Source organism: Paludisphaera borealis (assembly GCF_001956985.1).
Taxonomy (GTDB): Bacteria; Planctomycetota; Planctomycetia; order Isosphaerales; family Isosphaeraceae; genus Paludisphaera; species Paludisphaera borealis.
In genome coordinates this window covers 6,170,465-6,194,131 of record NZ_CP019082.1, presented here as the reverse complement: position 1 = coordinate 6,194,131, position 23,667 = coordinate 6,170,465, and the positions used below count along the sequence as shown (strand labels likewise).

The window sequence follows — 23,667 nt, the reverse complement described above, 5'->3', positions numbered from 1 at the left end:
ATTATTCGTATAGTAGGGGACGTGGGTTAGCGCGACGTAGCGGGACGACATTACCTGACGAAGGCCGAGATCAACGCCCTCTACTTCGCTACCTACAAAATGGGGCGGCCGCGTGGCTGAGACGGCGCTTTCCCCGTCGGGAGGTACCGGCGCGCCTCGTTGGTCGTCTTCTTCAACTATTGCGTCGACACCGGGACTGTCTGGCAGTCCACGTCCATTCACGAGCCGACCCTCCGGCGACACGTCATCTGGGACCGTCGTCCGCCCGACCGCGAGGCCAAGGAGCAGTCGCCCCGGGGCCGGCTGTTCTACCGCCGGATGAAGACCGGCAAGGCGTTCTGCCGCCCGATGAACCGCGTGGTGCACGCCCACCTCAGGGACATTATGCCGGCCGACCCGCGACCCGACGCGCCGATACTCCTCGGCGGCGGTGCCCGGCCAAACGCACGCTTCCAGTCGCTCTGTTCGCTCGCCGGAATCAAGCCGAGGCTGGACGTCGAGACCGGCATGGAGGAACCGTGGGAGCTGAAGGATTCGCGGAAGACCTGCACCACTTACTATGACGAGCACGTCCCCGAGTCGTCGATCGAGATCCTCGGCCACTCGGTCGGCGGGATCACCTACCGCCACTACGCCCATCGCGCCCCGCTGGCTTTCCGGGCCATCATGACCCTGCCGCAGCCGACGGCCTTTACGGCCATCCTGAAGGGCATCGACGGCGAGAGCCCGTGCTGCCGAAGGCGGTTCGCCGACGTCGGTTGAATCGGTCGACCACACCGAAGCTTGCTTCGCCGTCATCAGGGCTGCTGGCTCGTCCTCATCAAGAGGGACCCGAGATAAAGGGAATAATCTCGGGCAAAGCCCTCGGAGGGGTCCTTCAGGATGGGAAGCATCGCCCGAAGGCGACTAGAAACCGAGGGGAACCCTTCAGGCGTATCTTCCTCCGAACCAAGGCCCAGGCGAGGTTCCGCTCCTTCGCCAGGAAGCCGAGCCAGGTCATGCTGTCGGCGGCGATGCGGAGGTTGGGGGTGCCGACGTGCCCCGGTTCGACCCGGATCGTTTTGTCGCGGATGACGACCGTGGCCTCGGCGGCCTCCTCGCCGGTGAACGTGAAGTGATAGGTCGCCTCCAGCCCCTCCGAGGCGTGCCGCTGGAAGGCGTGGGGGAGTGCGGACAGGAAGGACCGGATCGACCTGAGCCGTCGGCCTCCGCCGACCCGCCTGGGCCGCTTGTGGGGGAACCGCTTCGAGACATACGCCTCGGCGTCCGAGCCCGGCACGACGTAGACCGGCTCAACCTTCTCCTGTAAGGGGGTCACAACCTCCTTCAGGAAGCCCTTGCGGTCGGTCAAGAACGGCCCGATGATGTCGTCGCCCGCCGGGCAAGCCGCCATGCAGTAGGCCGCCTTGTAGTTCGGGCCAAAACTCAAGCTCTGCCACACCGAGACGGTCTCGGAGTCCTCGACCCGGCGGCGATAGTCGAGGGCGTCCTTGCTGTCGGCGACCTGCTCGACCCAGTCGGTGAAGCCCCCGAGGAACTCCCGGTAGTTGTGCGTCAGGCAGGCCGTGAAGTCGAAGTGGCCGTCGGGGCCGATGGCCCCGACCGGGCAAGCCGCCACGCACAGCTTGCAACTCAAGCACGGGTTGTAATCGATGGGTCGCGACTGCTCGGGGATTTCGGCCTCGACGAGGACCGTGCCCAGGAGGATGAAGTTGCCGAACTTCGGGTGGATGACATTGCGGTGGATGCCCATCTGACCGAGTCCCGCCGCGACGGCGACCGGCTTGTGCGAGACGACCCAGATCTTATCGGGGAACCGGCCCACCTCCATCGGGAAGCCCATCGCCGGGTTGACCGCCCGGATCCCCTCGACCTCTAGGGCGGTGACGATTCCGCTCGCGACCGCGTCGACCTCGTGGCCCGTGTTGTGGAATTCCAGGTTGGCGACCGACCGGGCCGGGCTACGGACCGGCTCGCGGTTCATCCGGCATACGATGCTGATGAGCCCCTTCGTCCACGGGTAGAGGCCGAGGATCTCGGCCCGCTGGTCGTCGAGTTCCTGGCGGTCGATGGCCACGAAGCCGACGTCGTCGGCCCCGGCATCCAGGCAGATTCGCCGCAGCTTCTCGATGTCGATACGCCCCGGTTCGGTGCGGGTTTCGGATTGTCGGAAGCGGACCACGCTGGGATGGTCTTCGAGCTTGGGCATGATGCTCTCCTCGTCCTGTTTCTCGCCGAGCCGAGCCCGCCTACACCGTTGGTCGCGATGGTCCCGTAGCGGCTTCGTTGCAATTACAACAAAATGGCCTTAAGAGAGACTCTCACGGCCCGGTCGCCCCGTCTTTCCAGAGGCGGTCGACGGCACGCCCCAGAAAGGCGGTCACATCGCCCCCCAGCATCGCCCGTACTCGCTCCTGGGCATGCCGCCAAGCCGGGACGACCAATTCGATCAGAGCACGTCCCTCCGCCGAAAGCTTCAAAGGCCGGGTTCGCTTGTCCCCCGAATCACCCACTTCGAGCCAACCCTTCCGCCGCATCAGCTCAACGTCTCGGCTGAGGGTGGATTTCTCCATCCTGAGGAAGCGGCAAAGATCATTCGGCTTGGCGGGCTCCATCCTGGCAACAGCAACGAGGAGGTTCAGTTGCCCAGCCCTCAGCCCGTGGGGCCGCAGGGCCTCGTCGTAGAGTGCGGTGACGGCTCGGTTGAGCGTCCGCACCCGGACGCCCAAGCACTCGCCCGCGATCAGTTCGGCGGCCGGTGTGGTGTCCTTCGTCCGCGACATGGCTCCTCCTCCTTTAGACTAGTTGTATATGCAACAAATTAGGAAGTCAAGAGATGGTCGAGGCAACTCGGGAAACTAAAGACGACTTATGCGACATCCGTCCGGTCAGGGCGCGCTGCAATCAGGCTAATCAATACAGTTTTTCTCAATCGAACATAAAGAGTATTCGCGGCCGCAGCGAAGAGGGCGTCACCCGGGGGCAGATGGAAGCGATGGCGACGGCGGCCCAAAGTCGCTGATTGGTGATCCCGTCGGGGACCAACCTACATGCTTCGGTCCGGCATACCGACGCGTTCTCGAACTTTGCATGACTGGTTCGCGCATCGTACCTCGAAGGGGCCTTCTGCGAGGAAGCACGCAGCCGCAACGGCAAGAGTCCGAGCCCACTCGAGGGATCCCTCTTCCCGTTCCATAGCGATCAGGGCACCCCTCCTCAGCTCTCGATGTATGAGCATCGGCTGGGAGTCGCGATCTCTGCGGCTTCCGCGATGATCAGCGTAGGCGCCACGCGAGGGTCCGTACTTGGGCACACATGATGAACCCTCATTGGTCCGGTTGCATCGCGATGCCGGATGATCAATTTCCGACGATGGAGGCACTTTGTCTACTACTTCCAGAATGGGCAGACGTCGGGGTCTTCGGTCAGTTCATCCACCTTAGCGTTGCAACCCTCGCACAACCATTCACGGCAGACTTCGCACCAGCGGACGTCGCCGCCGGAGTCGGAGTCGAACACGTCGCGGCAGCAACTGTAGACCTGATGTTGAACTTCGCTCATCGGCGTCCTCTTGTCAGCCAGGGCTGTACCCGGTGAGCTCGTACGTGGAGCGCCACGCTTTCTCGCAAACCACGCAGATGACTTGCTGAGTGGCGCGCGGCCCGTCGACGTCGATTGGGCCGCCCTCGACCGCATCACCGCCGCAGGATGGACGAACCACGCCTCCGGCCGCGACGCATCCCTCGTCGGTCATCGGCTCGTCGCGCTCGCGCATCGTCATGACAATCCTCTTCGGGCTCCAGCACTCGAGACATCCTCCACCGGAAGGCCTGCGCGAGCCGGTTCATCTTCCGGTCGATCTCCAGGGTCCCGCGCCGGCCCCAGGTCCAGCTGAACTCGCAACCCAGGGCCGCCATCCGATCGAACGTCGCCCCGAGCGGCCGCGCGACCTGGAGCCTACGGGCATCGACCATCTGGCCCCCGTCGCGCCGTCGGCGTCCGGCGACCCGGCCGGTTGGATTAACGTTAATCGACCCGGCGGGCCCGCCTTTCATCCGTTGGAGAAAGCCGCTTGTCCGGCCGAGCCACCGAGATCCTCTTGTCGCGATCCCTCCCCGAACCGCTCGTTCAATCCGTCTGCGCGCCGGCTTCGACCCATGACCCGTTGTTTCGCACCTGGTCGAGGAGGTCGTGCGCAGCTGATCGAAAACCGGCCCTCTCGGGATCCCGGATCGACTCGGGCTGGCTGCGGCGGGTCGGCGACCGTTCGGTGCTTCCAGGGGCGGGACCTTGGTGTGATCGACCCATCCCAAAGCGGGTCGAGCAGCGTCTACCTTGGATCGCTCCGGCTGATAGAGTAGGAGGGGGTGAGAATCGGAGCCCGACCGAAAACTCGATCAGCAGCGGGGTGAACGATGAGATCGATGACGCGCGGCCGACTTCCTGGTCGCCTGTTCGCGGCGGCGCTGGTGGGCGCGTGCATCGCCGCAGCGCCGCCGCCGAGCGCGGCTGTCGAGGTCCCAGACGATGCGGGCTGGTCGACCGGCGCGCCGCGCGACGAGATCCGGCCCGAATTCGCATGCGAGCCCGGCGACGAGCCGGGCCGTCCAGCGGTGCTGATCATCAAGGCCGGGCCGCGCGACGGTGTGGACGGCTGCTGGACGAAGGCTTTTCCGGTGCAGGGGGGCCGCCATTACCGCTTCGACGCGCGCTACCAGGCGAAGGGCGTGGAGGTCCCCCGACGCAGCGTCGTGGCCGAGCTCCACTGGAGAGACGCGAACGGGCGGCACGTCCCGCTCGATGAGCCGGCCGTCAGCGGCTACTTGCGGGGGGCGACGCCGATGGCCGAGACGGAATTCCCCGCGACGCGGGGGGACGACGTCCGGGGCTGGGCCGAGGTTTCCGACACCTACCGAGCCCCTTCGCGAGCCACGCAGGCGGTCGTCGAGCTGCACTTGCGATGGGCCCGGGGCGGCGAGGTGCGATGGCGCGGCGTTTCCCTGAGCGAAACGACGGCTCCTTCGCCGCGCACGGTGCGGCTCGCCACCGTCCACTTCAAGCCGTCGGGCGGCAACACGCCGGAGGAGAACCGCCGGCTGTACGAGCCGTTCATCGCCGAGGCCGCCCGCCAGAAGGCCGATCTCGTGGTGCTCGGCGAGACGCTGACCTACCCGGGACTGGGCAAGAAGTACCACGAGGTGGCCGAGCCCATCCCCGGCCCGTCCACCGAGTACTTCGGCCGGCTCGCGAAGCGGCACGACCTCCACATCGTGGCCGGCCTGCTGGAGCGAGACGGGAACCTCGTGTACAACGTCGCGGTGCTCATCGGCCCCGATGGCGCGATCGTCGGCAAGTACCGCAAGGTCTGCCTCCCGCGCGGCGAGGTCGAAGGGGGCATCGCGCCGGGCTCCAGCTATCCCGTCTTCTCGACCCGCTTCGGCAAGGTCGGGATGATGGTCTGCTACGACGGCTTCTTCCCCGAGGTCGCCCGCGAGCTGACCAACCGCGGCGCCGAGGTGATCGCCTGGCCGGTCTGGGGTTGCAACCCGTTGCTCGCCCGCGCCCGGGCGTGCGAGAACCACGTCTACGTCGTCAGCAGCACGTACGAGGACGTCTCGCGCAACTGGATGATCTCGGCCGTCTTCGACCACACCGGCGAGGTCATCGCCCAGGCGAAGGACTGGGGCACCGTCGCGGTCGCCGAGGTGGACCTGGACAGGCGCCTGAAGTGGGTCAGCCTCGGCGACTTCAAGGCCGAGATCCCCCGGCACAGGCCGGTCGCAGCAGCCGGTGAAACCGACAGGTAGTCCGACGTCGCCCGCCGTACCGTGCTCCGAGACGACCGCAAGAGGTCCCCGTGATGCCCAGGCGTCTGGTCCAGCTTACCCGGATGGAGTGTGCCCCCATGAGAAGTCGGAGAGGCAAGACCATGAGGTCCGAGAGGGATCGGTTCATGGCGGGCGCCTGTTCTCGCGCGTTCCTCCTCGGGTTGGCCGCGCTGGCCGGGACGGCCTCGGCGCAGGATGAGACCAAGCCGCCCGCGACTTATAAAGACCTGCCGAGCGAGACCCCCGCGAAGTTCGAGCCGACGAACGACGGCTTCGACCACGTCAGACGGGAGGTGATGATCCCCATGCGGGACGGCGTGAAACTCCATACGGCGCTCCTGGTCCCGAAGGGCGCGAAGGGCGCGCCGATCCTGCTCACGCGGACTCCCTACGATGCCAAGAAGCTCACGAGCCACGCCGAGAGCGCGCATCTCGGCCCTGTCCTGAACGGCTACGACAATGCGATGGACGTGATCGTCGAGGGGGGCTACGTGCGGGCCGTCCAGGACGTGCGCGGCAAGCACGGCTCGGAGGGCGATTATGTCGTGAACCGGCCCCTTCGGGGGCCGCTGAACTCGACGCCCGTCGATCACGCGACCGACACGTGGGACACCATCGACTGGCTGGTGAAGAACGTGCCCGAGAGCAACGGGAAGGTCGGGATCCTCGGGATCTCGTACGACGGCTTCCTGCCGCTGATGGGGCTCGTCGATCCGCACCCGGCGCTCAAGGTGTCCGTGCCGATGAACCCGATGGTCGACGGCTGGGTCGGCGACGACTGGTTCCACAACGGCGCGTTCCGGCAGCTCAATGTGACCTGGATCTACGACCAGGTCGCGACGCGGAAAGGGGAGGCGAAGTGGTGGACGAGCCACCACGACGTCTACGACATGTTCATGCAGGCGGGCTCGGCCGGGGAGCTGGGGCGGCGGCGCGGACTCGATCAGATCGGATTCTGGAGGAAGCTCACCGAGCACCCCGCCTACGACGCGTTCTGGCGCGAGCAGGCGGTGGACAAGCTGCTGACGAAGCGGCCGCTGAAGGTGCCCGTGATGCTCGTGCACAGCCTCTGGGACCAGGAGGACATCTACGGCGCGCCGGCCGTCTACAAGGCGATCGAGCCGAAGGACGTGGACAACGACAAGGTCTTCCTGGTGATGGGCCCCTGGTATCACGGCCAGGAGATCGCGGACGGAAGCGAGCTGGGGGCGCTGAAGTTCCACGCCGACACGGCGCGGGAGTTCCGCCGCAACATCCTGGCGCCGTTCCTCGCCCAGCACCTCAAGGACGACGCCCCGAAGGCCGATGTCGCCCCGGTGACGGCGTTCGAGACCGGGACGAACTCGTGGCGGCGCATGTCCGCATGGCCGCCCAGGGCCGAAGAGGCGGACGGGGGCGGGCCCAGGCGTCTCTATCTCCGCTCGGGCCTGGCTCTGAGCTTCGACGCGCCGGGTGCCGGCGACGCGGCGTTCGACGAATACGTGTCCGATCCCGCCAAGCCGGTGCCGTTCCGCGCGCGGCCGATCCTGCCGATGGGGTACGCGCAGGGGCAGACGTGGTCGCGATGGCTCGTCGACGACCAGCGCGAGGCCTCCGGGCGCCCGGACGTCCTGGCGTTCGTCTCCGAAGTGCTCACGAAGCCGGTGAAGGTCGCCGGCGAGCCCGTCGCCAACCTCGTCGCCTCCACGAGCGGCGGCGACTCCGATTGGGTGGTCAAGCTGATCGACGTCTACCCCGACGAGGTCGCCGGGCAGGCGGAGATGGGCGGCTATCAGCTCATGGTCTCGGCGGACATCTTCCGCGGCCGGTACCGCGAGAGCCTCGAGGCAGCGAAGCCCATCGCCCCGGACCAGGCGCTCGCCTACCGGTTCGCCCTCCCCACGGCGAACCACGTCTTCCTGCCCGGGCACCGGCTCATGGTCCAGGTCCAGTCGAGCTGGTTCCCGCTGTACGACCGCAACCCTCAGACCTTCGTGCCCAACATCTTCTGGGCCCAGCCCCGGGACTACGCGAAGGCCACCCAGCGGGTCTTCCATGAACTCGGCCGCATGAGCTTCGTGGAACTGCCCGTCGTCCCCTCGCACTAGCGCCCTAGGACCGAGTCGGCGGTTTTCGGGCGAGTAGAGGCGATCGTTCGACGGGTCGGGGCCGTCGACGAGAGGACGCGGCGCCCAAGGTCTATCCACGCGCCCCGCCCCGCGGCGTCCACACAACGCACGCCCCCTCCGCCCTCTATGGCGAGTCTCCCCGCCGACCTCCCACTGCCCGGGACTCACGGGACTCCGGGACTCCCGAAGTCCCGGCCTCTCGTCCGCGTCCGCCTTGTACTCCTTGGCCGTCTTGCCGAGGGCCGCCAAGTTGCCGATGTCGCTGATCTTGGCCTCGGCGTTGTCCCACGGGCGCCGCTTGCAACCGCGCTCGTCGAGCGTGCCGGACCGCACGCGGCGGTCGAGCAGGCCGCGATAGAGCTCCACGATCCAGCCCTCGACCTCGCCGCGCGCCCGCCAGTAATTGAAGGCGTGCTCGACCTTGAGTTCGGAGTCGCGCACTTCCTTTACGTAGCGCACGAAGCACGCGTTGACGACCTGAAGGATCGCGGAGCTGAGCCGCTACCACCGCCACTCGGCCGGTTTGCAATACGCGTCGGCGCCCGCAGCCTTCCAGAGGTCGGTCAGGCTGACCTGCCCGCCCTCGTTCCGAGCGATGTAGCGGTGAGCGTGGACGAAGGAGACCCGGAGTTCGGTGCTCGAAGTCGGTTCCTCTGGATATCGGCGAGAAGGCCGAATTCTTTGGAGCCGCTCGAAAGCGGCCGGGAAGAAACCCACCCGATCCGAAAACCCTGGGAGGCTGCGTCCGCCCCGAGGATCAGTCGGAGGACGCGATGGGACTGGCGATCGGCGACCGGACGGTCGACGAGACGCGGCCGAGCCGGACTTCCAGCTCGCCCAGGGTGTCGTAGTCGTCGGCGGCCGACGGCCCGTGGCCGGTGGCCGCGACGCGGACTTGAGCCCAAACGGCGAACGTCCCCACATGACGGACGTCCCAAGGGGGCGCATCCCCAAGACCTCCGTTCCCTGGCGACCGGCCCGTTCGTTCGACTCGCCGCAATCGCCTGATCACACATCCCGCCCCTTCCGCGCCTGACCAGGGCGACTAACGTTAATCGACCGTCCCCCCGGCCGTTTCGTACATCTCCATCAAATCAAAAACCACGGCCGGAGGTGCCCGGGCCGTGGTCGCAAGTCAACCAACAAGTGGATTCCACCATCATCGCCGTTGCGCCCAACCCCATTTTCACCGCTTTTCAGTCCATTCCCGTTCCTGCCGAGCTGCAGTCGCTCGACCGCCGGACAACGCTGTACAGCCAGGGTGCCGAGTGGCATCCCGTCCACAGCGACTCGCCGTCGCTCGTCCAAGCTCAAGCCTGGTCGAACGTGACGACTCCGGTGCCGCCGGCATCAGCTTCCGACTCGACGCCGACGACCCATAGGAGCCAATTGGGCAACTCAAGCGTGTCCGCTTCGGCTGGCGTAAGGGCCCTACAAGAATCGGGCCAGATAGGAGCCGGTCCGGCTACTTGACGCTTTGGCCACCTCCGCGGGCGGCCCGAAGGCGACGATGCGCCCGCCCTCGTCGCCCGCGCCTGGGCCGACGTCGACGACCCAGTCGCTCGCCGCGACGACCTTCATCTCATGCTCGACTACGATCACCGTGTTGCCGGCCTCGACCAGCCCGTCGAGCTGCGCCATGAGCTTGTCCACGTCCGCCGGATGGAGTCCGGTGGTGGGCTCGTCGAGGACGTAGAGCGTGTCGCCCCGCTGGATTCGTTGCAGTTCGGTCGCGAGCTTGATCCGCTGCGCCTCGCCGCCGGAGAGTTCGGTCGCGGGCTGGCCGAGTCGGATGTAGCCCAGCCCGACCTCACGCAGGACGATGAGGGAGCGGAGCACCTGCGGCTCCTCGGCGAAGAAATCGCAGGAAGCGTCGACCGTCATCCCCAGTACGTCGGCGATGCTCTTGCCGCGGACTCTGATCTCAAGCGTCTCCGCGTTGTAACGGGCTCCGTGGCAGACCGGGCACGGCGCGTAGACGCTGGGCAGGAAGAGCAGCTCGACCATCACGAAGCCCTCTCCCTCGCAATTCTCGCAGCGTCCCTTGGCGACGTTGAACGAGAATCGCCCGGCGTCGTAGTGACGGGCCCTGGCCGCCTTGGTCGCCGCGAACAGCTTGCGGATGTGGTCGAACAAACCCGTGTAGGTGGCCAGGTTGGAGCGCGGCGTGCGCCCGATCGGCTTCTGGTCGACCCGAACTAGACGTTTAACGCCTTCCATACCGGCCGTGACCCGGCCGTCGAGGGCGGCCGCCGCCGGGCGCTCCAGCTCCGAGCCCTCCTCCTCGTCCATGGGGAGCTTATGGCCGAGCTGCTCCGCCACGAGCTCGACCAACGCCTGACTCACCAGGCTCGACTTGCCCGAGCCCGAGACGCCGGTCACGCACGTGAACAGGCCCAGAGGGAATGCGGCCTCCACCCGGTGCAGGTTGTTCCGGGTCACGTCGGCCAGCCGCAACCATCCCGTCGGCGTCCGCTGCTCCCGTCGCAGCGGCGAGGCGCCGCCGAAGAGGTGCCGGCGGGTCTGGGACGACTCGACGCTCCGCAGCCCTTCGGGCGGCCCGCTGTAGAGCACGAAACCTCCCTGTTCGCCCGCGGCGGGCCCTACGTCGACGATCCAGTCGGCATGGCGTATCACGTCGAGATCGTGCTCGACGACGAACAACGAGTTCCCGGAGGCCTTCAGGCGATCAAGAGCCCGCAAGAGCGCCTCTGTGTCCGCCGGGTGGAGCCCCGCCGACGGCTCGTCGAGGACGTAGACCACGCCGAACAGGTTGGAGCGGACCTGTGTGGCCAGCCGTAATCTCTGGAGTTCGCCCGGCGAGAGCGTAGGCGTGCTCCGTTCCAGCGAGAGATAGCCGAGCCCGAGGTCGCTCAGAACGGCGAGCCTCCCCGCGAGGTCCTGGGCGATCCGCCGGACGACCAGTAGTTTCTCCGGGTGTTTCGTCGCCAGCCTCTTCAGTCCGGCGGCCGTCCCCTCCGCGTACGGGCGCAGAATGTCCGCGAGCCGGGCCAGCGGGACGCGGGAAATGTCCGCTATATCGAGCCCGGCGAACTTCACGCCCAGCGACTCGCAACGGAGCCGCTTGCCTTGGCAAAGAGGGCATTCGCCGCTCAGCATGTACTGCATAGCCCGCTTCTTCATCAGCGGGCTCTGCGTGGTGGCGAATGTATGCAGAACGTGCCGCCGGGCGCTCGTGAAAGTCCCCTGGTAGCTCGGCTCATCCTTCCGCTTGAGGGCCCTCTTCACCTCTTCCGCCGTGTAGCCCGAATAGACGGGCACGGTCGGCTGCTCGTCGGTGAACAGGATCCAGTCGCGATCCTCCTGCGGCAGGTCGCGCCAGGGTTGATCGACGTCGTAGCCGAGCGTCATCAGGATCTCGCGCAGGTTTTGCCCGTGCCATGCGGTCGGCCACGCGGCGACGGCTCGCTCGCGGATCGTCAGGGAGTCGTCCGGCACCATTGACCGCTCGGTCACCTCATAGACCCGGCCCAGCCCGTGGCAGTCGGGGCACGCGCCCTCGGGCGTGTTGGGCGAGAACGACTCGGCGTAGAGGATCGACTGCCCGGGAGGGTAGTCCCCGGCCCGCGAGTAGAGCATCCGCAGCAGGTTGGAGAGCGTGGTGACGCTGCCGACTGAAGATCGGGTGGATGGCGAGCCACGCTGCTGCTGCAGGGCAACGGCGGGAGGCAGGCCGTCGATCTCGTCAACCTCGGGGACGCCGAGTTGGTGGAAAAGCCGCCGGGCGTAGGGCGAGACGGATTCGAGATAACGCCGCTGCGCCTCCCCGTAGAGCGTGCCGAACGCCAACGACGACTTGCCCGACCCGGAGACGCCCGTGAAGACGACGAGGGCGTCCCGCGGAATCTCGAGATCGACGTTCTTGAGGTTGTGCTCCCTCGCCCCGCGCACGCGGACGAAGCCCGTGAACTCCGGACTCGCCACTCTCTGACCTGGACCGTCGGTTTCCATGCGGGAGGCTCGCCGTCGCTAGAGCGGTTTTGCTTTGACCGTATCGCTTGATGTTTTGCCTCAGCACCGTTACGGGCGGGCCAGTTCCGCCTCAGCTACACGACAGGGATCAGGCCGTCAACCGATACGGTCAAAGCAAAATTGCTCTATGGGTCGTGTCGAGTGGAACGTCGGATTCGGCCCGTTCCATCTTACCCGTCATGAGTCGCGTCGGGGTGGCAATCGAAGCACCAGGCCGTCTCAATTCCGGGCGTCTTCCCCGCAGGGCCGCGCTTTGCCCGGGGCCGTCGCACGGCGACCGCGCCGTCCCAATCCCCGACGCCACCCCATGATCACGAACGGCTCGCCGAGCGCCGCCGTCTCCGCCGGCTCGGCGAGCGGCTCCTCCCCCGGGCCGTCTCGCAGCTCGAGTCGGCGGCGTACGTCGGCCGTCGCGACTTCCAGACGTTCCGCAGCAGCCCGGCGCTCCCCCGGCGACGAGTCGTCGCCCGCGTCGTGGCGAGACGGGAACGGAGCGAGGGGGGCGGTCAAGGCCGGCCGGTCCGTCTCCCCGCCGAATCCCTCCATCTCGCCGATCCGCAGCCCGATCATCGAGGCCGGCATCCGCCTTCGTCTCGGCGAGATGATCCCTCATGGACGATCGCGACCGACTTCGGTCGTTCCGAGCCCTCGTTCGTCGGGACCGGGGCGATTAACGTTAATCGACGTCGGCCGGGACCGGCCTCTCTTCAACAGCCCGCCCACGTCGTCCCCGTAGTGAGGGCAGTGTGGGTCGGGCGGGTCGACCCGCCGGAGGAGGCCGCCGATCTCGCCGGCCTCCTCGTCGAACCAGGTCGCGTAAGGCGTTTGGCCGTCGAACCGGAGCGTCGCGCGGCCGAGGTTCTTGCCGGCGATGGGGCGGTTCCACCACCGGTGCATCTCGTGCCGGTGGAAGTACTCGGCCAGCCCCTGGTCGCCGACCTTCAGCAGCCGCTGGTGGAGTCCTTGGCGCGTCAGGCCGGGCTCCTCCTTCAGCCGCTCGAACAGTGCTCCTCCCCCCTGCAGCTCGTAGGTCTGGCCGTCGCCCGTGCGATCGGTGACGAGGCGTTCGAGGGCCTCGTAGCGAAAGCTCCGGTCGTGCACCGCGCCGTCGAGCCGAAGCAGGACGGCCGTCTCGGCTCCGCGCGCCCGCTAGTCGCTCGACATCCAGTCGAATATGGCCTGGCCCAGGTCGTCTCCCCCCAGACGCGGAACGCCAACGAGGACCAGACGCGCCAGGCGTGGCGCCTGGAGTCGAAGACGCCGGCGTAGCCCACGCCGCGCAAGCCGATGCGGCGCTGCGTCAGCTTGCCGGAGGGGGAGATCGCGTAGACGCAGGTCGGGGCCTGCCCAGCGGCATCACGTAGCAGGCCTGCCGCCGCGAGTTCTCCACCCGCCCGCCGATCTCGCCCGGGCCGGCGCCGGCGTGGTTCGTGCGCCGCAGGCTGAAGTCCTGGCGGATCGCGGGCATCTCCGTCTCGATGATGCGGTTCTGAAAATGGTCCATGCCCGGGTCGCGGAAGAAGTCCTGGCGGACCTGTACGAGCTAGCCGTGCAACGAATAGGCGAGAACCAGGTGGATCAGCCCGCAAGCCAAGATGGGCGGCGACGAGCGCATGGAACGGCCCTCGCCGGCGGAGATCAGTATGTCGGGGCCCGTAACGATCTTCGCGATCAGATCGCTCGCGTCCGCGGCCGTCGTGCGGTAAACGGCCCCATGCGGCCGCATCCACTTCATCCGAAAGTCCCCCATGCCGTGCAATCGCCTCAGGCTGGCCTCCGCGGCCGATGATCGACTTCGGGAACGGGCTGTTCCCAGGAGACCGTGACGGGTACCCACTTCTCCTGGTGAATTGACGAGCCGGCCCGATGCAAGGATTTCGCGAGCGAGCCGGCCGGCGTCCAGCACCGCCGAGTCCTTCGCATCGTCAACCTGCAGCGGCAGGTGAGGTTAATCTGCTGAGTCCTGAAGTCAAAAGACGACGAACCCGCTAGATTTTTTCTGAAAAGTTCTCAAGCCAAACGACGGCGCTTTAGGTTAAGCGAAGGGCACGAGCAGACACTCTTCGTCAGGAATCAGGGAGGTGAACCGTGACGTCGGATCCCAACTTCTATGCACATTCTCTTCCTCCTCCCCGCAGCAGAGAAGACTGGGAGTCTCTACCCGATCACCTAGCCCGGGTGGCTGACGGCGACGGTGACGAGCTCCCGGGCGCCTCGCACTTCGCTGAAGCCTTCGACGCCGCGGAATGGGGCCGACTGCTCGGCTTATGGCACGACCTCGGGAAGTACAGTATCCCTTTCCAGAACTACATCCGCGCGACTGCGGGGCTGCGCGACGCGGTACATGGCTCGGAGATGACTGGTAAGGTCGATCATTCAACCGCCGGGGCCCAGCATGCGGCGAGCCGGGGTTCGCTGGGACGCCTGATCGCTTATTGCATCGCGGGGCACCACGCGGGCCTTCCAGACGACGAGGGCGGCGAAGCTGGGCTGTCAATGCGGCTGAAGAAACGTATCGAGCCCACCGATGCGGCACCGGCTGACTTGCTTGCAAGACCTTTGCCGCAGCCGCCGAAACTCCGAACCACCGGCAGCAGGCAACGCCAAGCCTTTGCCGTGGGGTTCTTCACCCGCATGCTCTTCTCGTGCCTGGTCGACGCCGACTTCCTGGCGACCGAGTGGTTCATGAACACCGAGCGCGCCTCGCAACGGCCCGGTGCGGGAGCGACGCCGGCCCGACTGCTCGCCCGCCTCGACGAACATCTTGACAAGATACAGAGCCAGGCGAGCGACACGACCGTCAACCGGCACCGACGGCAGGTGCAAGCGACGTGCCGCGAGAAGGCGAAGCTCGCTCCGGGATTCTTTTCGCTGAACGTCCCCACCGGCGGCGGCAAGACCTTGGCTTCGCTGGCGTTCGCGTTGACGCACGCCGTCGAGCACGACTTGCGACGCGTGGTCTACGCGATCCCGTTCACGAGCATCATCGAGCAGACCGCCGACACGTTCCGCGAGGCGCTGGGCGACGATCTACAGAGCGAAGTACTGGAACATCACAGCAACCTCGAACCCGACGACCCGCAACGGCAGTCCGATCGCTCCCGCCTCGCCGCCGAGAATTTCGACTCCCCCCTCATCGTGACGACGAACGTGCAGCTTTTCGAGTCGCTGTTCGCGAGCCGGACGTCGCGCTGCCGAAAGCTCCACCGGCTCGCGAGAAGCGTGATCATCCTGGACGAGGCGCAGGCGTTGCCGCCGAATCTCCTCGCCCCGACCCTGGCCGCACTCGAGGAGTTGGTGCTGAACTACGGCGTGACCGTGCTCCTTTGCACGGCGACGCAACCGGCGATCGAGAAACGCGACCAGTTCCCCATCGGCCTGGCCGGGGTCAGACCTATCATCGACGAGCCCCGAACACTCCACCAGGCGTTGCGGCGGACGGAAGTGACGTCGGTCGGCAAGCTCTCGAACGAGCAGCTCGTGGAACGACTCCGACGCGAGGAGCGTTGTCTGTGCATCGTGAACTCGCGCAAGCACGCCGCCGATCTGCTCAAGCTGCTCGCCGATCCGGACGCCCTGCATCTCAGCGCCGGCATATGCGCGGCCCACCGGAGCGACGTCCTGAATGAGATCCGGTTAAGGCTGAAAGGCGGCTCGCCCTGCCGAGTCGTCTCGACTCAGGTCATCGAAGCGGGCGTGGACGTCGATTTCCCGTTCGTCGCCCGCGCCGCGGCGGGGCTCGATTCCGTTGCGCAAGCTGCCGGTCGGGCGAATCGAGAAGGAACGTTGCTCGACGCGAATGGCCGCCCCAGGCTCGGGCAGGTCGTCGTCTTCGATTACGACGCCAAGGCGTATCCAACGAGTCGAATGATCGAGATCGGCGCGATGCATTTCCGGGAAGTCACGCCCGAACACCAGGACGATCTGCTGTCCCCGGAAGCGATAGAAGCCTACTTCGGATTGCACTACTGGCATCAAGGCGGTGACGACGGCCACGGCTGGGATCGAGGGCGAGAAGGACGCAGCGTCATGCGCTGCTTCGGCGGCGAAAACGGCGATTGGCCCCACCACCAGTTCCGCGAAGCCGCTGATGCATACCGCCTCATCGACGATGCCCAGACGCCAATCCTCGTCCCCTACAGCGAACGCGGTCGCGAGCTGATCCACGAGCTGCAACAGATGCCCGACGAGCCCCCCCCAGGTGAGCTCCGTGCGTTCGACCGCAAAGCCCAGCGCTACACCGTCGCCGTGTACGACCAGGCATTGATCAAACTGCTGAACAACCAGGTGCTGCTCGACTTCCACGGCCGCTACTACCTGGCTAACACGATCGCCTACGACCCCAAGCTCGGCCTGACCTTCGAGGCGGTCGGGCTGGATCTCGAACTGTTGACTCTGTGATTCGGAGACGGACTCGATTTCCGGGAATTAAAAGAGGGCGAGCCCGAAGGCTTGCCCTCTATATCAATGCCGACAAGCATTCAGTCACACGTTTCAACCCACACCTGCGGAGACGCAAGTGACACACTTGACGCAAGAATCCCGAGATTCCGGAGCAGCGACGATTGATTTCACTCTAAAGCTCAGTATACTGGCCGGACAACCCGGATGCAATCGTTCGTGTGCCTGAATGCTTAAGTTTCGCAAAGGAGGCAGTCATGACCTCAGCTCGCAGACTCGATGTCGCTGCTAGGCTTGCCGCCGAGTCGCTTTTACCGCTCGACCGTCTGCCGTACACCCCGGCGTTCGATGATCTTTACGCCCGCTACGTCAAGGAGATCGGTCGGGATTGCTCACGACACGATTGTTGGTGGGCTCTGGTCGACGCCCGGAAGCGCGGCCTAGTCGGTTCCTCTCGTCGACGTCCGCACGATCCCGATCGCAAGGAGTAGTGCGACAGGACTGCGAGTATCGGTTGTCGCTCCCCTCATCCGGCCGTACCGGCCACCTTCTCCCCCCACCAGGGGAGAAGGCACCATCACGACCGTCGGCCTTGAGGCCGCCAGCAAACCGAATGGCTCCCATAGGATAATGAAATGAGTATTAAATTGCATGTCTGGGGCGACTTCGCCTGCTTTACACGTCCCGAGATGAAGGTCGAACGTGTGAGTTATGACGTGATCTCCCCGTCGGCCGCGCGCGGCCTCGTCGAGGCCGTCTACTGGAAGCCGCAGATCCGCTGGCAGGTTACAAGCCTTCATGTCATCAAGCCAATTCGCTTCACGTCCCTTCGGCGGAACGAGGTGGCCAGCAAGGCGCCCTCCGGGAGTATCGCCAAGGCGATGAAGAACGGGCGGGGGAGTCTGGGGCTTTACATCGAAGACGACCGCCAGCAGCGGGCGGCGACGATCCTCCGCGACGTGTCCTACGTGATCGAGGCGCGGTTCGACATCCTCTCGGGCGAGGAGAACGTCGCCAAGCATCTCGACCAGTTCAATCGCCGGGCGCGCGACGGCCGATGTTTCCAGCGCCCGTACCTGGGCTGCCGGGAGTTCGCCGCAGATTTCGCCCTCGTCGAAGACGACCACGCGATGCCGTCCGTCGACCCGGAACTCATGGGCGAGCGCGACCTGGGCTACATGTTGCACGACATCGATTTCGCCCACGACATGACGCCGCATTTCTTCCGCGCGGTCATGCGAGACGGGGTGATCGAGGTGCCGCCGCTCACCGGCAAAGGGGTGAAGTCATGACGCAGCCCCTCGGCAGCCCGCTCCCCGCGCTTATCAGCTACTACAACCGGCTGGAAGCCGACCCGAACCAGATGGTCGCCGGCTTCGGGTTCAGCCTGGAGAAGATCCACTTTCAGGTGGTACTCGAATCCGACGGCACGTTCGTCTCGCTCGACGACATCCGCGAGCGAAGCGACCGCGGCAAGCCGATTCCCCTATCCAGGCTCGTCCCCGACGGAGGCGGCCGGTCCGGCACCGGCCTCAAGCCCTTTTTCTGCTGGGACAACACCGGATACACGCTCGGCCGCGACAACAAGGGGAAGCCCGAGCGGGCCGCAGAGATGTTCGCCGCCTTCCGCGACCTCCATCTCTCGTTCCGCGAGGAATTGGGAGGCGACCAGGCGTTTGCCGCACTCTGCCGCTTTCTGGAGAAGTGGGATCCCGCCCGCGCAGAGTCGGAGTCGACCTGGAGCGAGGCGGCGGGGCTGAACGTCGTCTTCAAGGTACGCGGTCATGCGGCCTTCGTACACCAGAGCGACACGGTCAAGGCGGCTTGGTTGCGGCGGCAGGCCGCCGACAATCAAACCGAGGGCAGGGTTCATGGGGTTTCACTCGTCAGCGGCCAACGCGAGGAGATCGCGCGTCTCCATCCGTTGCTCAGCGGCGTGATCGGCGCCAACACGATGGGCGCGGCGATCGTTTCTTTCAACGCGTCTTCATTCGAGAGCTACGGCAAGTCGCAAAGCTACAACGCCCCGGTGGGCGCCGTCGACGTGTTCCGCTACACAACGGCCTTGAATCGACTCCTCGCGGACAAGGCTCGCCGCGTCTCGATCGGCGACGCCACAGTCGTCTTCTGGTCGGATCGAGCCGAGGCGGCCGACGCTGAAGAGATTGCGCAACAGTTCTTCATCGAGCCGGTCGCCAAGGATGTCGCCGCCGAAGACGGCAAGATGATCAGCCGCCTGTGGGAATTCCTCAAGGCCGCCAGGCAGGGACGGCTAGAGGACCACGTCTCCGACTCGGAAGCGCCCTTCTACGTGCTAGGGCTCTCACCCAACGCCAGTCGGCTTAGCGTCCGCTACTGGCTGGCCACCACCGTGCGGCAATTCGCGGAACGCCTGGAGCGGCACGCGGCGGATCTGGAAATCGCCGGCGCACGCCCAGGCGCCCCGCCGCTCGTCATCCGCGGAATGGTGGCGGAGATCATGCCGCAGGAGATGACGTCAGACTCCCAGAAGAGGTACGCCGCCCAACTTGCCGGTGAGATCGCGCGAGCCGTCCTAGGGGGACTTCCTCGCTTCCCGGAGGCGCTCCTCAACTCAATCGTCCGACGCATCCGTTCCGACGGCGTGATGTCCTGGCGACGGGCATCAATCCTCAAGGCCTTTCTCAAACGCGAAGGGAGTTTTGATGTGGACGTCTATCTCAACAAGGAACATCCGGAGAAAGCTTATCACTGTGGTCGGCTCCTCGCCGTTCTTGCGTTCGCGCAGGAGCAGGCTCTCGGCAAGGTCAATGGGGGAGTCGTACGCCGCAACCTGGGAAGTGTGATGGCAACGCCGGGTCTGATGCTGGGCCGTCTGCAACGTGCGGCGGAGATCGGACACATTCCAAAACTCGAGGGCGATCTCCCGGACTTCGTCCGCGACGAGCTCAAGGATATCAACGTGAGGCTTCAGGACGATGTGCCATCACGACTCTCCTTGAGGCAACAAAGTCTGTTTGCGCTTGGGTTCTACCAACAGCTACAGTACCTGGATTACACCGGAGGCCAGGTGAAGGCGAATAAACGATGGCGGACTCCTCAAGGCGAGTGGGCTCGTTCCAAACTGGAGGTCAAGGTCGCAGAAGCGCTCCAACGGTTCAAGTTGGTCTATATGTACGAGCCCCGCGCGCTTCTCGATGAAGGCGAGAGGTGGCCGGATTTTGTGGTCCGTCGAGGACGCGGCAAGGACTTGTTCATCGAAGTGCTCGGTATGAATACGCCTGAGTACAACAACAGATGGGATATCAAGCAACACGCATACGAACGCTTTGGCATCACGCGGGAGGGTGGCCCTGAGGGTCGATTGATCGTCCTGGATTTCCGTGACAGGGCCTACAACGAACGTGTCGTCCACGAAGCTCTGCGACCGTATTTCTCCAATCAGGAAGACAGCCTTAGCCAAGAGATGCAGGAGCCCAGCAATGACTAATCCCGTGTCCTCTCGTTACGACTTCGCGTATTTCTTCGACATCACCGACGGCAACCCCAACGGCGACCCCGACGCCGGCAACCTGCCGCGCATCGACGCGGAGACCGGCCAAGGGCTCGTCACCGACGTCTGCCTCAAGCGGAAGATCCGCAACTACGTCGGCCTCGCGCACGGCGAACAGCCGCCGTACGAGATCTACGTCAAGGAGCGGGCCGTCCTGAACCGCCAGCACGACCGCGCATGGCAGAAGGTCGACCCGAAGGCGACGAAGGACAAGGACAAGCTGCCCAAGGACGAGAAGAAGGCTCGTGAGCTGACCGCCTGGATGTGCGGCAACTTCTTCGACGTCCGCGCCTTCGGAGCCGTCATGACCACGGAAGTGAACTGCGGCCAGGTCCGCGGTCCTGTCCAGTTCGGCATCGCCCGTTCGCTCCATCCGATCGTCGCCCAGGAGCACGCCGTCACGCGGTGCGCCGTGACGAATGAGCGCGATCTGGAGAAGGAACGCACGATCGGCCGCAAGTTCACAGTGCCCTACGCGCTCTACCGCGTCCACGGCTACGTGAATCCGAATCTCGCGGGCGATCCGAACGGGACGGGATTCTCCGAAAGCGACTTGAGCCTGTTCAGGCAAGCGCTAGACCAGATGTTCGAAAGCGACAAATCCGCGGCACGCGCCAACATGCGTCCCGTGGCTTGCATTGCGTTCCGACACGAGAGCCGGCTGGGCAACGCCCGAGCGGACAAGCTGTTCTCTCGCGTCCTCTGCACCGCGAGGCAGGGCGTGCAACCCCTCCCTGGCGCGGAGAATGGCGATGGTGACGGACGCCCGCCCCGGTCGTTCGGTGATTACGAGCTTACGGTCGATGAGCAGGATCTACCCTCCGGCGTGACGATCGAACATTGGATCGACTGGCGGTGACCGATGTTTTCTGAAGACAACCTCCTCCCCATCTCGGCGCTTCAGCATCTGCTGTACTGCGATCGCCAGTGCGCGCTGATCCACGTCGAGCGGCTGTGGGCCGAGAATCGGTTCACGGCCGAGGGGGGCATCCTCCACCGCCGGGCGCACTCGGGGAAGTCCGACACGCGGCCGGCGGGGCGCTCGGCTCGCGGGCTGCCGGTGCGGAGCTTGACGCTGGGGCTCTTCGGCGTCGCCGACGTCGTCCGCTACGAGAAGGGCGCCGACGCCCCAATCGTCCCCGTCGAGTACAAGCGCGGCCGGCCCAAAAAGAACGACTGCGACCGCGTCCAGCTCTGCGCCCAGGCGCTTTGCCTGGAGGAGATGCACGGCCGCGATCTCCCATTCGGCGAGATCTTCTACGGCAAGACCAAGCGCCGCGTCCGCGTCGAGTTCACGCCCGATCTGCGCCGGACGACAATCGACGCGACGGCCCGGCTCCACGACCTCGTCCGAAGTGGCCGGACGCCCCCGGCCGATCCCGGCCCCAAATGCGATCGCTGCTCCCTTCGCGAGCTCTGCCTGCCGCGTCTGGGAGGTCGCGTCGCGCGCAAAGCGTACAGCTTCGATCGCGAGATCGACGCCCTCCTCGCCAGCCCTTCCTTCCCCGGTGAGACGTCGTCATGAAAACCCATCTCAATACCCTGTACATCACGACGCAGGGCGCCTACCTCGGCCGGCAGGGCGAGGCGGTGGTGGTCCGCTGCGGCAAGCAGACGCTCGGCCACCTGCCGCTGCACAATCTCGCCGGCATCGTCTGCTTCGGACGGGTCGGCTGCTCGCCGGCACTCCTGGGCGCCTGCGCCGAGAAGGGGGTCGCGGTCTCGTTGCTGACCGAGCGCGGCCGCTTCCTGGCCAGCGTGCGCGGGTTCACGTCCGGCAACGTTCTGCTCCGCCGCGCCCAGTACAAGATCGCCGACGACCCCGGCGTCGTGCTCGACGTCTCGCGCCGGATCGTCATGGCCAAGGTCGCCAACTCGCGGTCCGTCCTGCTCCGCACGGCCCGCGACTGCGACGCCGACGACCCCCGCGGCGCGCCCCTCGATTCCGCCGCCGGCCGGCTCGGAGCGTCGATCCACGAGCTTCGTCAGGCCGACGCCGTCAACAAGGTCCGGGGTCTTGAGGGCGAGGCCGCAACCCACTATTTCGGCGCGTTCGACGCCCTGCTCAGCCCGGTCCCCGACCGCGACGCCTTCCGCTTCGTCCGACGTTCGCGCCGGCCGCCGCTCGACCCGATCAACGCTCTGATCTCGTTCCTCTACACCCTCTTGCTCCACGACGCCCGCTCCGCCTGCGAGTCGGTCGGCCTCGACCCGGCCGTCGGGTTCCTGCACGCCGACCGCCCCGGCAAGCCGAGCCTCGCCCTCGACCTCATCGAAGAGGTCCGCGCCTTCCTCGCCGACCGGCTCGCCTTCTCGTTGATCAACCGCCGCCAGGTCGCCGCCGGCGGCTTCGTCGTCCGTGACAACGGCGCGGTGGAGATGGACGACGGCACCCGCAAGGTGGTCCTGGCCGCGTACCAACAGCGCAAACGCGACACGATCACCCACCCGGTGCTCGACGAAGCGACGACCGTGGGGATGCTGCTTCATCTCCAGGCGGCGCTCATGGCGCGTTGGATTCGCGGCGACATAGACGCCTATCCGCCGTTCCTCTGGAAAGGCTGACCGCCTGCCGTTCGTTCGACCCTCAACTCATCCCGGACCCGCCGGCCGCCATGTACGTCCTCGTCACCTACGACATTCAAACCCTGACGCCCGCCGGCAAGCGACGCCTCCGCCACGCCGCGAAAGCGTGTCTCGACTTCGGCCAGCGCGTCCAGTACTCCGTCTTCGAGTTGAAGGTCGACCCCGCCCAGTGGGCCCAGTGCAGGGACCGACTCCTCCGGATCATCGATCCCGAAGTCGATAGCGTCCGCTTCTATTACCTCGGCACGAACTGGGAGCAGCGCGTCGAACACCACGGAGCGAAGCCCGGCCTCGACATCGAAGGCCCGCTGATCCTCTGACTCCGCCCCAGACGCGATCCCCCGGCGCGCACGAAAACCCCGGCCGGTTCGCGATCCGCGCAAAGCTCTTTGTCAATTCGCTTTGCGGAATTCCATATCCAAGCGGAGCGAACCGGCCTTGCCTCGCGAGCCCGGTTCGCGAAAACTGACGTCTAACCGCCGCCTCCGACAGCAGTTGGAACCGCGGCGTTCGTCCCCTCACGGGGACGCGGATTGAAACATATCGGGCTCGACCTCTCGACAAGCGACGACTTGTTCGTCCCCTCACGGGGACGCGGATTGAAACCGGACCACAGAGCGAAAATGAGATCCGCCCAATTGTTCGTCCCCTCACGGGGACGCGGATTGAAACCGTAATCAGGCTCAGGCTATCTACGAACAGTATCGTTCGTCCCCTCACGGGGACGCGGATTGAAACTCGATGTGCTCCAGGTACGCCGATGCGTCCACCAAGTTCGTCCCCTCACGGGGACGCGGATTGAAACGACCGTGGCTCAGACGGGCATCTCGAAGCGTCTCGAGTTCGTCCCCTCACGGGGACGCGGATTGAAACTGCTTGCTCACGCACGGCAAACTTCAGCTCCTCGGGTTCGTCCCCTCACGGGGACGCGGATTGAAACCTGACGACGCATCGGCATGAACGACGGCGTCGGCCAACCCGTTCGTCCCCTCACGGGGACGCGGATTGAAACCTGACGCCACGTCCCAGGACTACGTCCGATACGACGTTCGTCCCCTCACGGGGACGCGGATTGAAACGGGGGCGAGTCGGACGACTTCGAGGACATCGACCCGTTCGTCCCCTCACGGGGACGCGGATTGAAACGTCACCGAAGGTTGATCGAGGGATCAAGCATCACATGTTCGTCCCCTCACGGGGACGCGGATTGAAACACCGA

General features: G+C 65.8%; 21 protein-coding genes and 1 CRISPR repeat array (1 of these 22 running past the window's edge). Of the genes, 11 read left to right on the top strand and 10 right to left on the bottom strand.

The features are described from left to right. The first annotated feature begins 159 nt into the window (after nucleotides 1-159). On the top strand, nucleotides 160-762 hold the full coding sequence (locus BSF38_RS23955) for a hypothetical protein (RefSeq protein ID WP_076349621.1): 603 nt from the start codon (nucleotides 160-162) through the stop codon (nucleotides 760-762). A gap of 115 nt (nucleotides 763-877) precedes the next feature. Here BSF38_RS23955 and BSF38_RS23950 read toward each other — a convergent pair whose 3' ends face one another. Both BSF38_RS23950 and BSF38_RS23945 read right to left on the bottom strand, forming a co-directional pair. Continuing rightward, nucleotides 878-2,209: a 4Fe-4S binding protein gene (locus tag BSF38_RS23950; protein WP_076349620.1), complete on the bottom strand. Its 1,332-nt coding sequence runs from the start codon at nucleotides 2,207-2,209 to the stop codon at nucleotides 878-880. A gap of 112 nt (nucleotides 2,210-2,321) precedes the next feature. Next, nucleotides 2,322-2,783 carry a MarR family winged helix-turn-helix transcriptional regulator gene (locus BSF38_RS23945; RefSeq protein ID WP_076349619.1) on the bottom strand — a complete coding sequence of 154 codons (462 nt, stop codon included), beginning with the start codon at nucleotides 2,781-2,783 and terminating at the stop codon, nucleotides 2,322-2,324. A gap of 53 nt (nucleotides 2,784-2,836) precedes the next feature. On the opposite strand from BSF38_RS23945, the gene BSF38_RS30925 reads away from it, so the two are divergent. Then, nucleotides 2,837-3,022: a hypothetical protein gene (locus BSF38_RS30925; RefSeq protein WP_145952298.1), complete on the top strand. Its 186-nt coding sequence runs from the start codon at nucleotides 2,837-2,839 to the stop codon at nucleotides 3,020-3,022. A 368-nt stretch (nucleotides 3,023-3,390) separates the two neighbouring features. Here the strand turns inward: BSF38_RS30925 and BSF38_RS31505 are convergent, their stop codons facing one another. Both BSF38_RS31505 and BSF38_RS23940 read right to left on the bottom strand, forming a co-directional pair. Next, complete coding sequence (locus BSF38_RS31505) at nucleotides 3,391-3,561, bottom strand: hypothetical protein (RefSeq protein ID WP_168189445.1); 171 nt, start codon at nucleotides 3,559-3,561, stop codon at nucleotides 3,391-3,393. Between the two features lie 13 nt (nucleotides 3,562-3,574). After that, nucleotides 3,575-3,781, bottom strand: a complete 207-nt coding sequence (locus BSF38_RS23940) for a hypothetical protein (RefSeq protein WP_076349618.1) — start codon at nucleotides 3,779-3,781, stop codon at nucleotides 3,575-3,577. 643 nt (nucleotides 3,782-4,424) lie between these two features. Here BSF38_RS23940 and BSF38_RS23935 point away from each other — a divergent pair. Next, complete coding sequence (locus tag BSF38_RS23935; RefSeq protein WP_237170586.1) at nucleotides 4,425-5,807, top strand: carbon-nitrogen hydrolase family protein; 1,383 nt, start codon at nucleotides 4,425-4,427, stop codon at nucleotides 5,805-5,807. A gap of 146 nt (nucleotides 5,808-5,953) precedes the next feature. Next, entirely contained in the window at nucleotides 5,954-7,915 is a 1,962-nt protein-coding gene (locus BSF38_RS23930; RefSeq protein WP_076349616.1) for a CocE/NonD family hydrolase, read from the top strand. Between the two features lie 778 nt (nucleotides 7,916-8,693). Here the strand turns inward: BSF38_RS23930 and BSF38_RS31500 are convergent. The 6 genes from BSF38_RS31500 to BSF38_RS23900 form a co-directional block, all read right to left on the bottom strand. Continuing rightward, complete coding sequence (locus BSF38_RS31500; RefSeq protein ID WP_168189444.1) at nucleotides 8,694-8,858, bottom strand: hypothetical protein; 165 nt, start codon at nucleotides 8,856-8,858, stop codon at nucleotides 8,694-8,696. 509 nt (nucleotides 8,859-9,367) lie between these two features. Next, nucleotides 9,368-11,908, bottom strand: a complete 2,541-nt coding sequence (locus BSF38_RS23920) for an excinuclease ABC subunit UvrA (protein WP_076349614.1) — start codon at nucleotides 11,906-11,908, stop codon at nucleotides 9,368-9,370. A gap of 240 nt (nucleotides 11,909-12,148) precedes the next feature. Continuing rightward, the gene (locus tag BSF38_RS23915; RefSeq protein WP_076349613.1) at nucleotides 12,149-12,511 is read right to left on the bottom strand and encodes a hypothetical protein; all 363 of its coding nucleotides are present in this window, start codon (nucleotides 12,509-12,511) and stop codon (nucleotides 12,149-12,151) included. 27 nt (nucleotides 12,512-12,538) lie between these two features. Further along, a complete protein-coding gene (locus BSF38_RS23910; protein WP_076349612.1) occupies nucleotides 12,539-13,030 on the bottom strand; it encodes a hypothetical protein in 492 nt (163 codons plus the stop codon). Nucleotides 13,031-13,229: 199 nt separating this feature from the next. Further along, nucleotides 13,230-13,433, bottom strand: coding sequence for a hypothetical protein (locus tag BSF38_RS23905; RefSeq protein WP_076349611.1), 204 nt, complete (start codon nucleotides 13,431-13,433; stop codon nucleotides 13,230-13,232). 39 nt (nucleotides 13,434-13,472) lie between these two features. Continuing rightward, on the bottom strand, nucleotides 13,473-13,664 hold the full coding sequence (locus BSF38_RS23900; RefSeq protein ID WP_145952296.1) for a hypothetical protein: 192 nt from the start codon (nucleotides 13,662-13,664) through the stop codon (nucleotides 13,473-13,475). A 353-nt stretch (nucleotides 13,665-14,017) separates the two neighbouring features. Here BSF38_RS23900 and BSF38_RS23895 point away from each other — a divergent pair, with 353 nt between their 5' ends. The 7 genes from BSF38_RS23895 to cas2 all read left to right on the top strand — a co-directional run bounded on the left by BSF38_RS23895 (nucleotide 14,018) and on the right by cas2 (nucleotide 22,768). Further along, the gene (locus BSF38_RS23895) at nucleotides 14,018-16,330 is read left to right on the top strand and encodes a CRISPR-associated helicase/endonuclease Cas3 (RefSeq protein WP_076349609.1); all 2,313 of its coding nucleotides are present in this window, start codon (nucleotides 14,018-14,020) and stop codon (nucleotides 16,328-16,330) included. A 635-nt stretch (nucleotides 16,331-16,965) separates the two neighbouring features. After that, nucleotides 16,966-17,622: a type I-C CRISPR-associated protein Cas5c gene (cas5c, locus tag BSF38_RS23890; RefSeq protein WP_076349608.1), complete on the top strand. Its 657-nt coding sequence runs from the start codon at nucleotides 16,966-16,968 to the stop codon at nucleotides 17,620-17,622. Beyond that, on the top strand, nucleotides 17,619-19,799 hold the full coding sequence (gene cas8c / locus BSF38_RS23885) for a type I-C CRISPR-associated protein Cas8c/Csd1 (RefSeq protein ID WP_076349607.1): 2,181 nt from the start codon (nucleotides 17,619-17,621) through the stop codon (nucleotides 19,797-19,799). Before cas5c ends, cas8c begins: the two co-directional genes overlap by 4 nt. Beyond that, nucleotides 19,792-20,721, top strand: a complete 930-nt coding sequence (gene cas7c / locus BSF38_RS23880) for a type I-C CRISPR-associated protein Cas7/Csd2 (RefSeq protein ID WP_076349606.1) — start codon at nucleotides 19,792-19,794, stop codon at nucleotides 20,719-20,721. The genes cas8c and cas7c overlap by 8 nt, the downstream gene beginning before the upstream one ends. 3 nt (nucleotides 20,722-20,724) lie before the next feature. Further along, nucleotides 20,725-21,387 carry a CRISPR-associated protein Cas4 gene (cas4, locus tag BSF38_RS23875; protein WP_076349605.1) on the top strand — a complete coding sequence of 221 codons (663 nt, stop codon included), beginning with the start codon at nucleotides 20,725-20,727 and terminating at the stop codon, nucleotides 21,385-21,387. Further along, a complete protein-coding gene (gene cas1c / locus BSF38_RS23870; protein WP_076349604.1) occupies nucleotides 21,384-22,427 on the top strand; it encodes a type I-C CRISPR-associated endonuclease Cas1c in 1,044 nt (347 codons plus the stop codon). The genes cas4 and cas1c overlap by 4 nt, the downstream gene beginning before the upstream one ends. 50 nt (nucleotides 22,428-22,477) lie before the next feature. After that, nucleotides 22,478-22,768 carry a CRISPR-associated endonuclease Cas2 gene (cas2, locus tag BSF38_RS23865; RefSeq protein WP_076349603.1) on the top strand — a complete coding sequence of 97 codons (291 nt, stop codon included), beginning with the start codon at nucleotides 22,478-22,480 and terminating at the stop codon, nucleotides 22,766-22,768. A gap of 188 nt (nucleotides 22,769-22,956) precedes the next feature. Further along, nucleotides 22,957-23,667: a CRISPR direct-repeat array (repeat unit 32 nt; unit sequence GTTCGTCCCCTCACGGGGACGCGGATTGAAAC) (it continues 4,314 nt past the right edge of the window).

Excerpts from the sequence above, each read along its gene's own strand:
- BSF38_RS23950 (WP_076349620.1), bottom strand. The coding sequence starts at position 2,209 with ATGCCCAAGCTCGAAGACCATCCCAGCGTGGTCCGCTTCCGACAATCC.
- BSF38_RS23945 (WP_076349619.1), bottom strand. The coding sequence starts at position 2,783 with ATGTCGCGGACGAAGGACACCACACCGGCCGCCGAACTGATCGCGGGC.
- BSF38_RS30925 (WP_145952298.1), top strand. The coding sequence starts at position 2,837 with ATGGTCGAGGCAACTCGGGAAACTAAAGACGACTTATGCGACATCCGT.
- BSF38_RS31505 (WP_168189445.1), bottom strand. The coding sequence starts at position 3,561 with ATGAGCGAAGTTCAACATCAGGTCTACAGTTGCTGCCGCGACGTGTTC.
- BSF38_RS23940 (WP_076349618.1), bottom strand. The coding sequence starts at position 3,781 with ATGACGATGCGCGAGCGCGACGAGCCGATGACCGACGAGGGATGCGTC.
- BSF38_RS23935 (WP_237170586.1), top strand. The coding sequence starts at position 4,425 with ATGACGCGCGGCCGACTTCCTGGTCGCCTGTTCGCGGCGGCGCTGGTG.
- BSF38_RS23930 (WP_076349616.1), top strand. The coding sequence starts at position 5,954 with ATGGCGGGCGCCTGTTCTCGCGCGTTCCTCCTCGGGTTGGCCGCGCTG.
- BSF38_RS23920 (WP_076349614.1), bottom strand. The coding sequence starts at position 11,908 with ATGGAAACCGACGGTCCAGGTCAGAGAGTGGCGAGTCCGGAGTTCACG.
- BSF38_RS23915 (WP_076349613.1), bottom strand. The coding sequence starts at position 12,511 with ATGCCGGCCTCGATGATCGGGCTGCGGATCGGCGAGATGGAGGGATTC.
- BSF38_RS23905 (WP_076349611.1), bottom strand. The coding sequence starts at position 13,433 with ATGGACCATTTTCAGAACCGCATCATCGAGACGGAGATGCCCGCGATC.
- BSF38_RS23900 (WP_145952296.1), bottom strand. The coding sequence starts at position 13,664 with ATGAAGTGGATGCGGCCGCATGGGGCCGTTTACCGCACGACGGCCGCG.
- cas5c (WP_076349608.1), top strand. The coding sequence starts at position 16,966 with ATGAGTATTAAATTGCATGTCTGGGGCGACTTCGCCTGCTTTACACGT.
- cas8c (WP_076349607.1), top strand. The coding sequence starts at position 17,619 with ATGACGCAGCCCCTCGGCAGCCCGCTCCCCGCGCTTATCAGCTACTAC.
- cas7c (WP_076349606.1), top strand. The coding sequence starts at position 19,792 with ATGACTAATCCCGTGTCCTCTCGTTACGACTTCGCGTATTTCTTCGAC.
- cas4 (WP_076349605.1), top strand. The coding sequence starts at position 20,725 with ATGTTTTCTGAAGACAACCTCCTCCCCATCTCGGCGCTTCAGCATCTG.
- cas1c (WP_076349604.1), top strand. The coding sequence starts at position 21,384 with ATGAAAACCCATCTCAATACCCTGTACATCACGACGCAGGGCGCCTAC.
- cas2 (WP_076349603.1), top strand. The coding sequence starts at position 22,478 with ATGTACGTCCTCGTCACCTACGACATTCAAACCCTGACGCCCGCCGGC.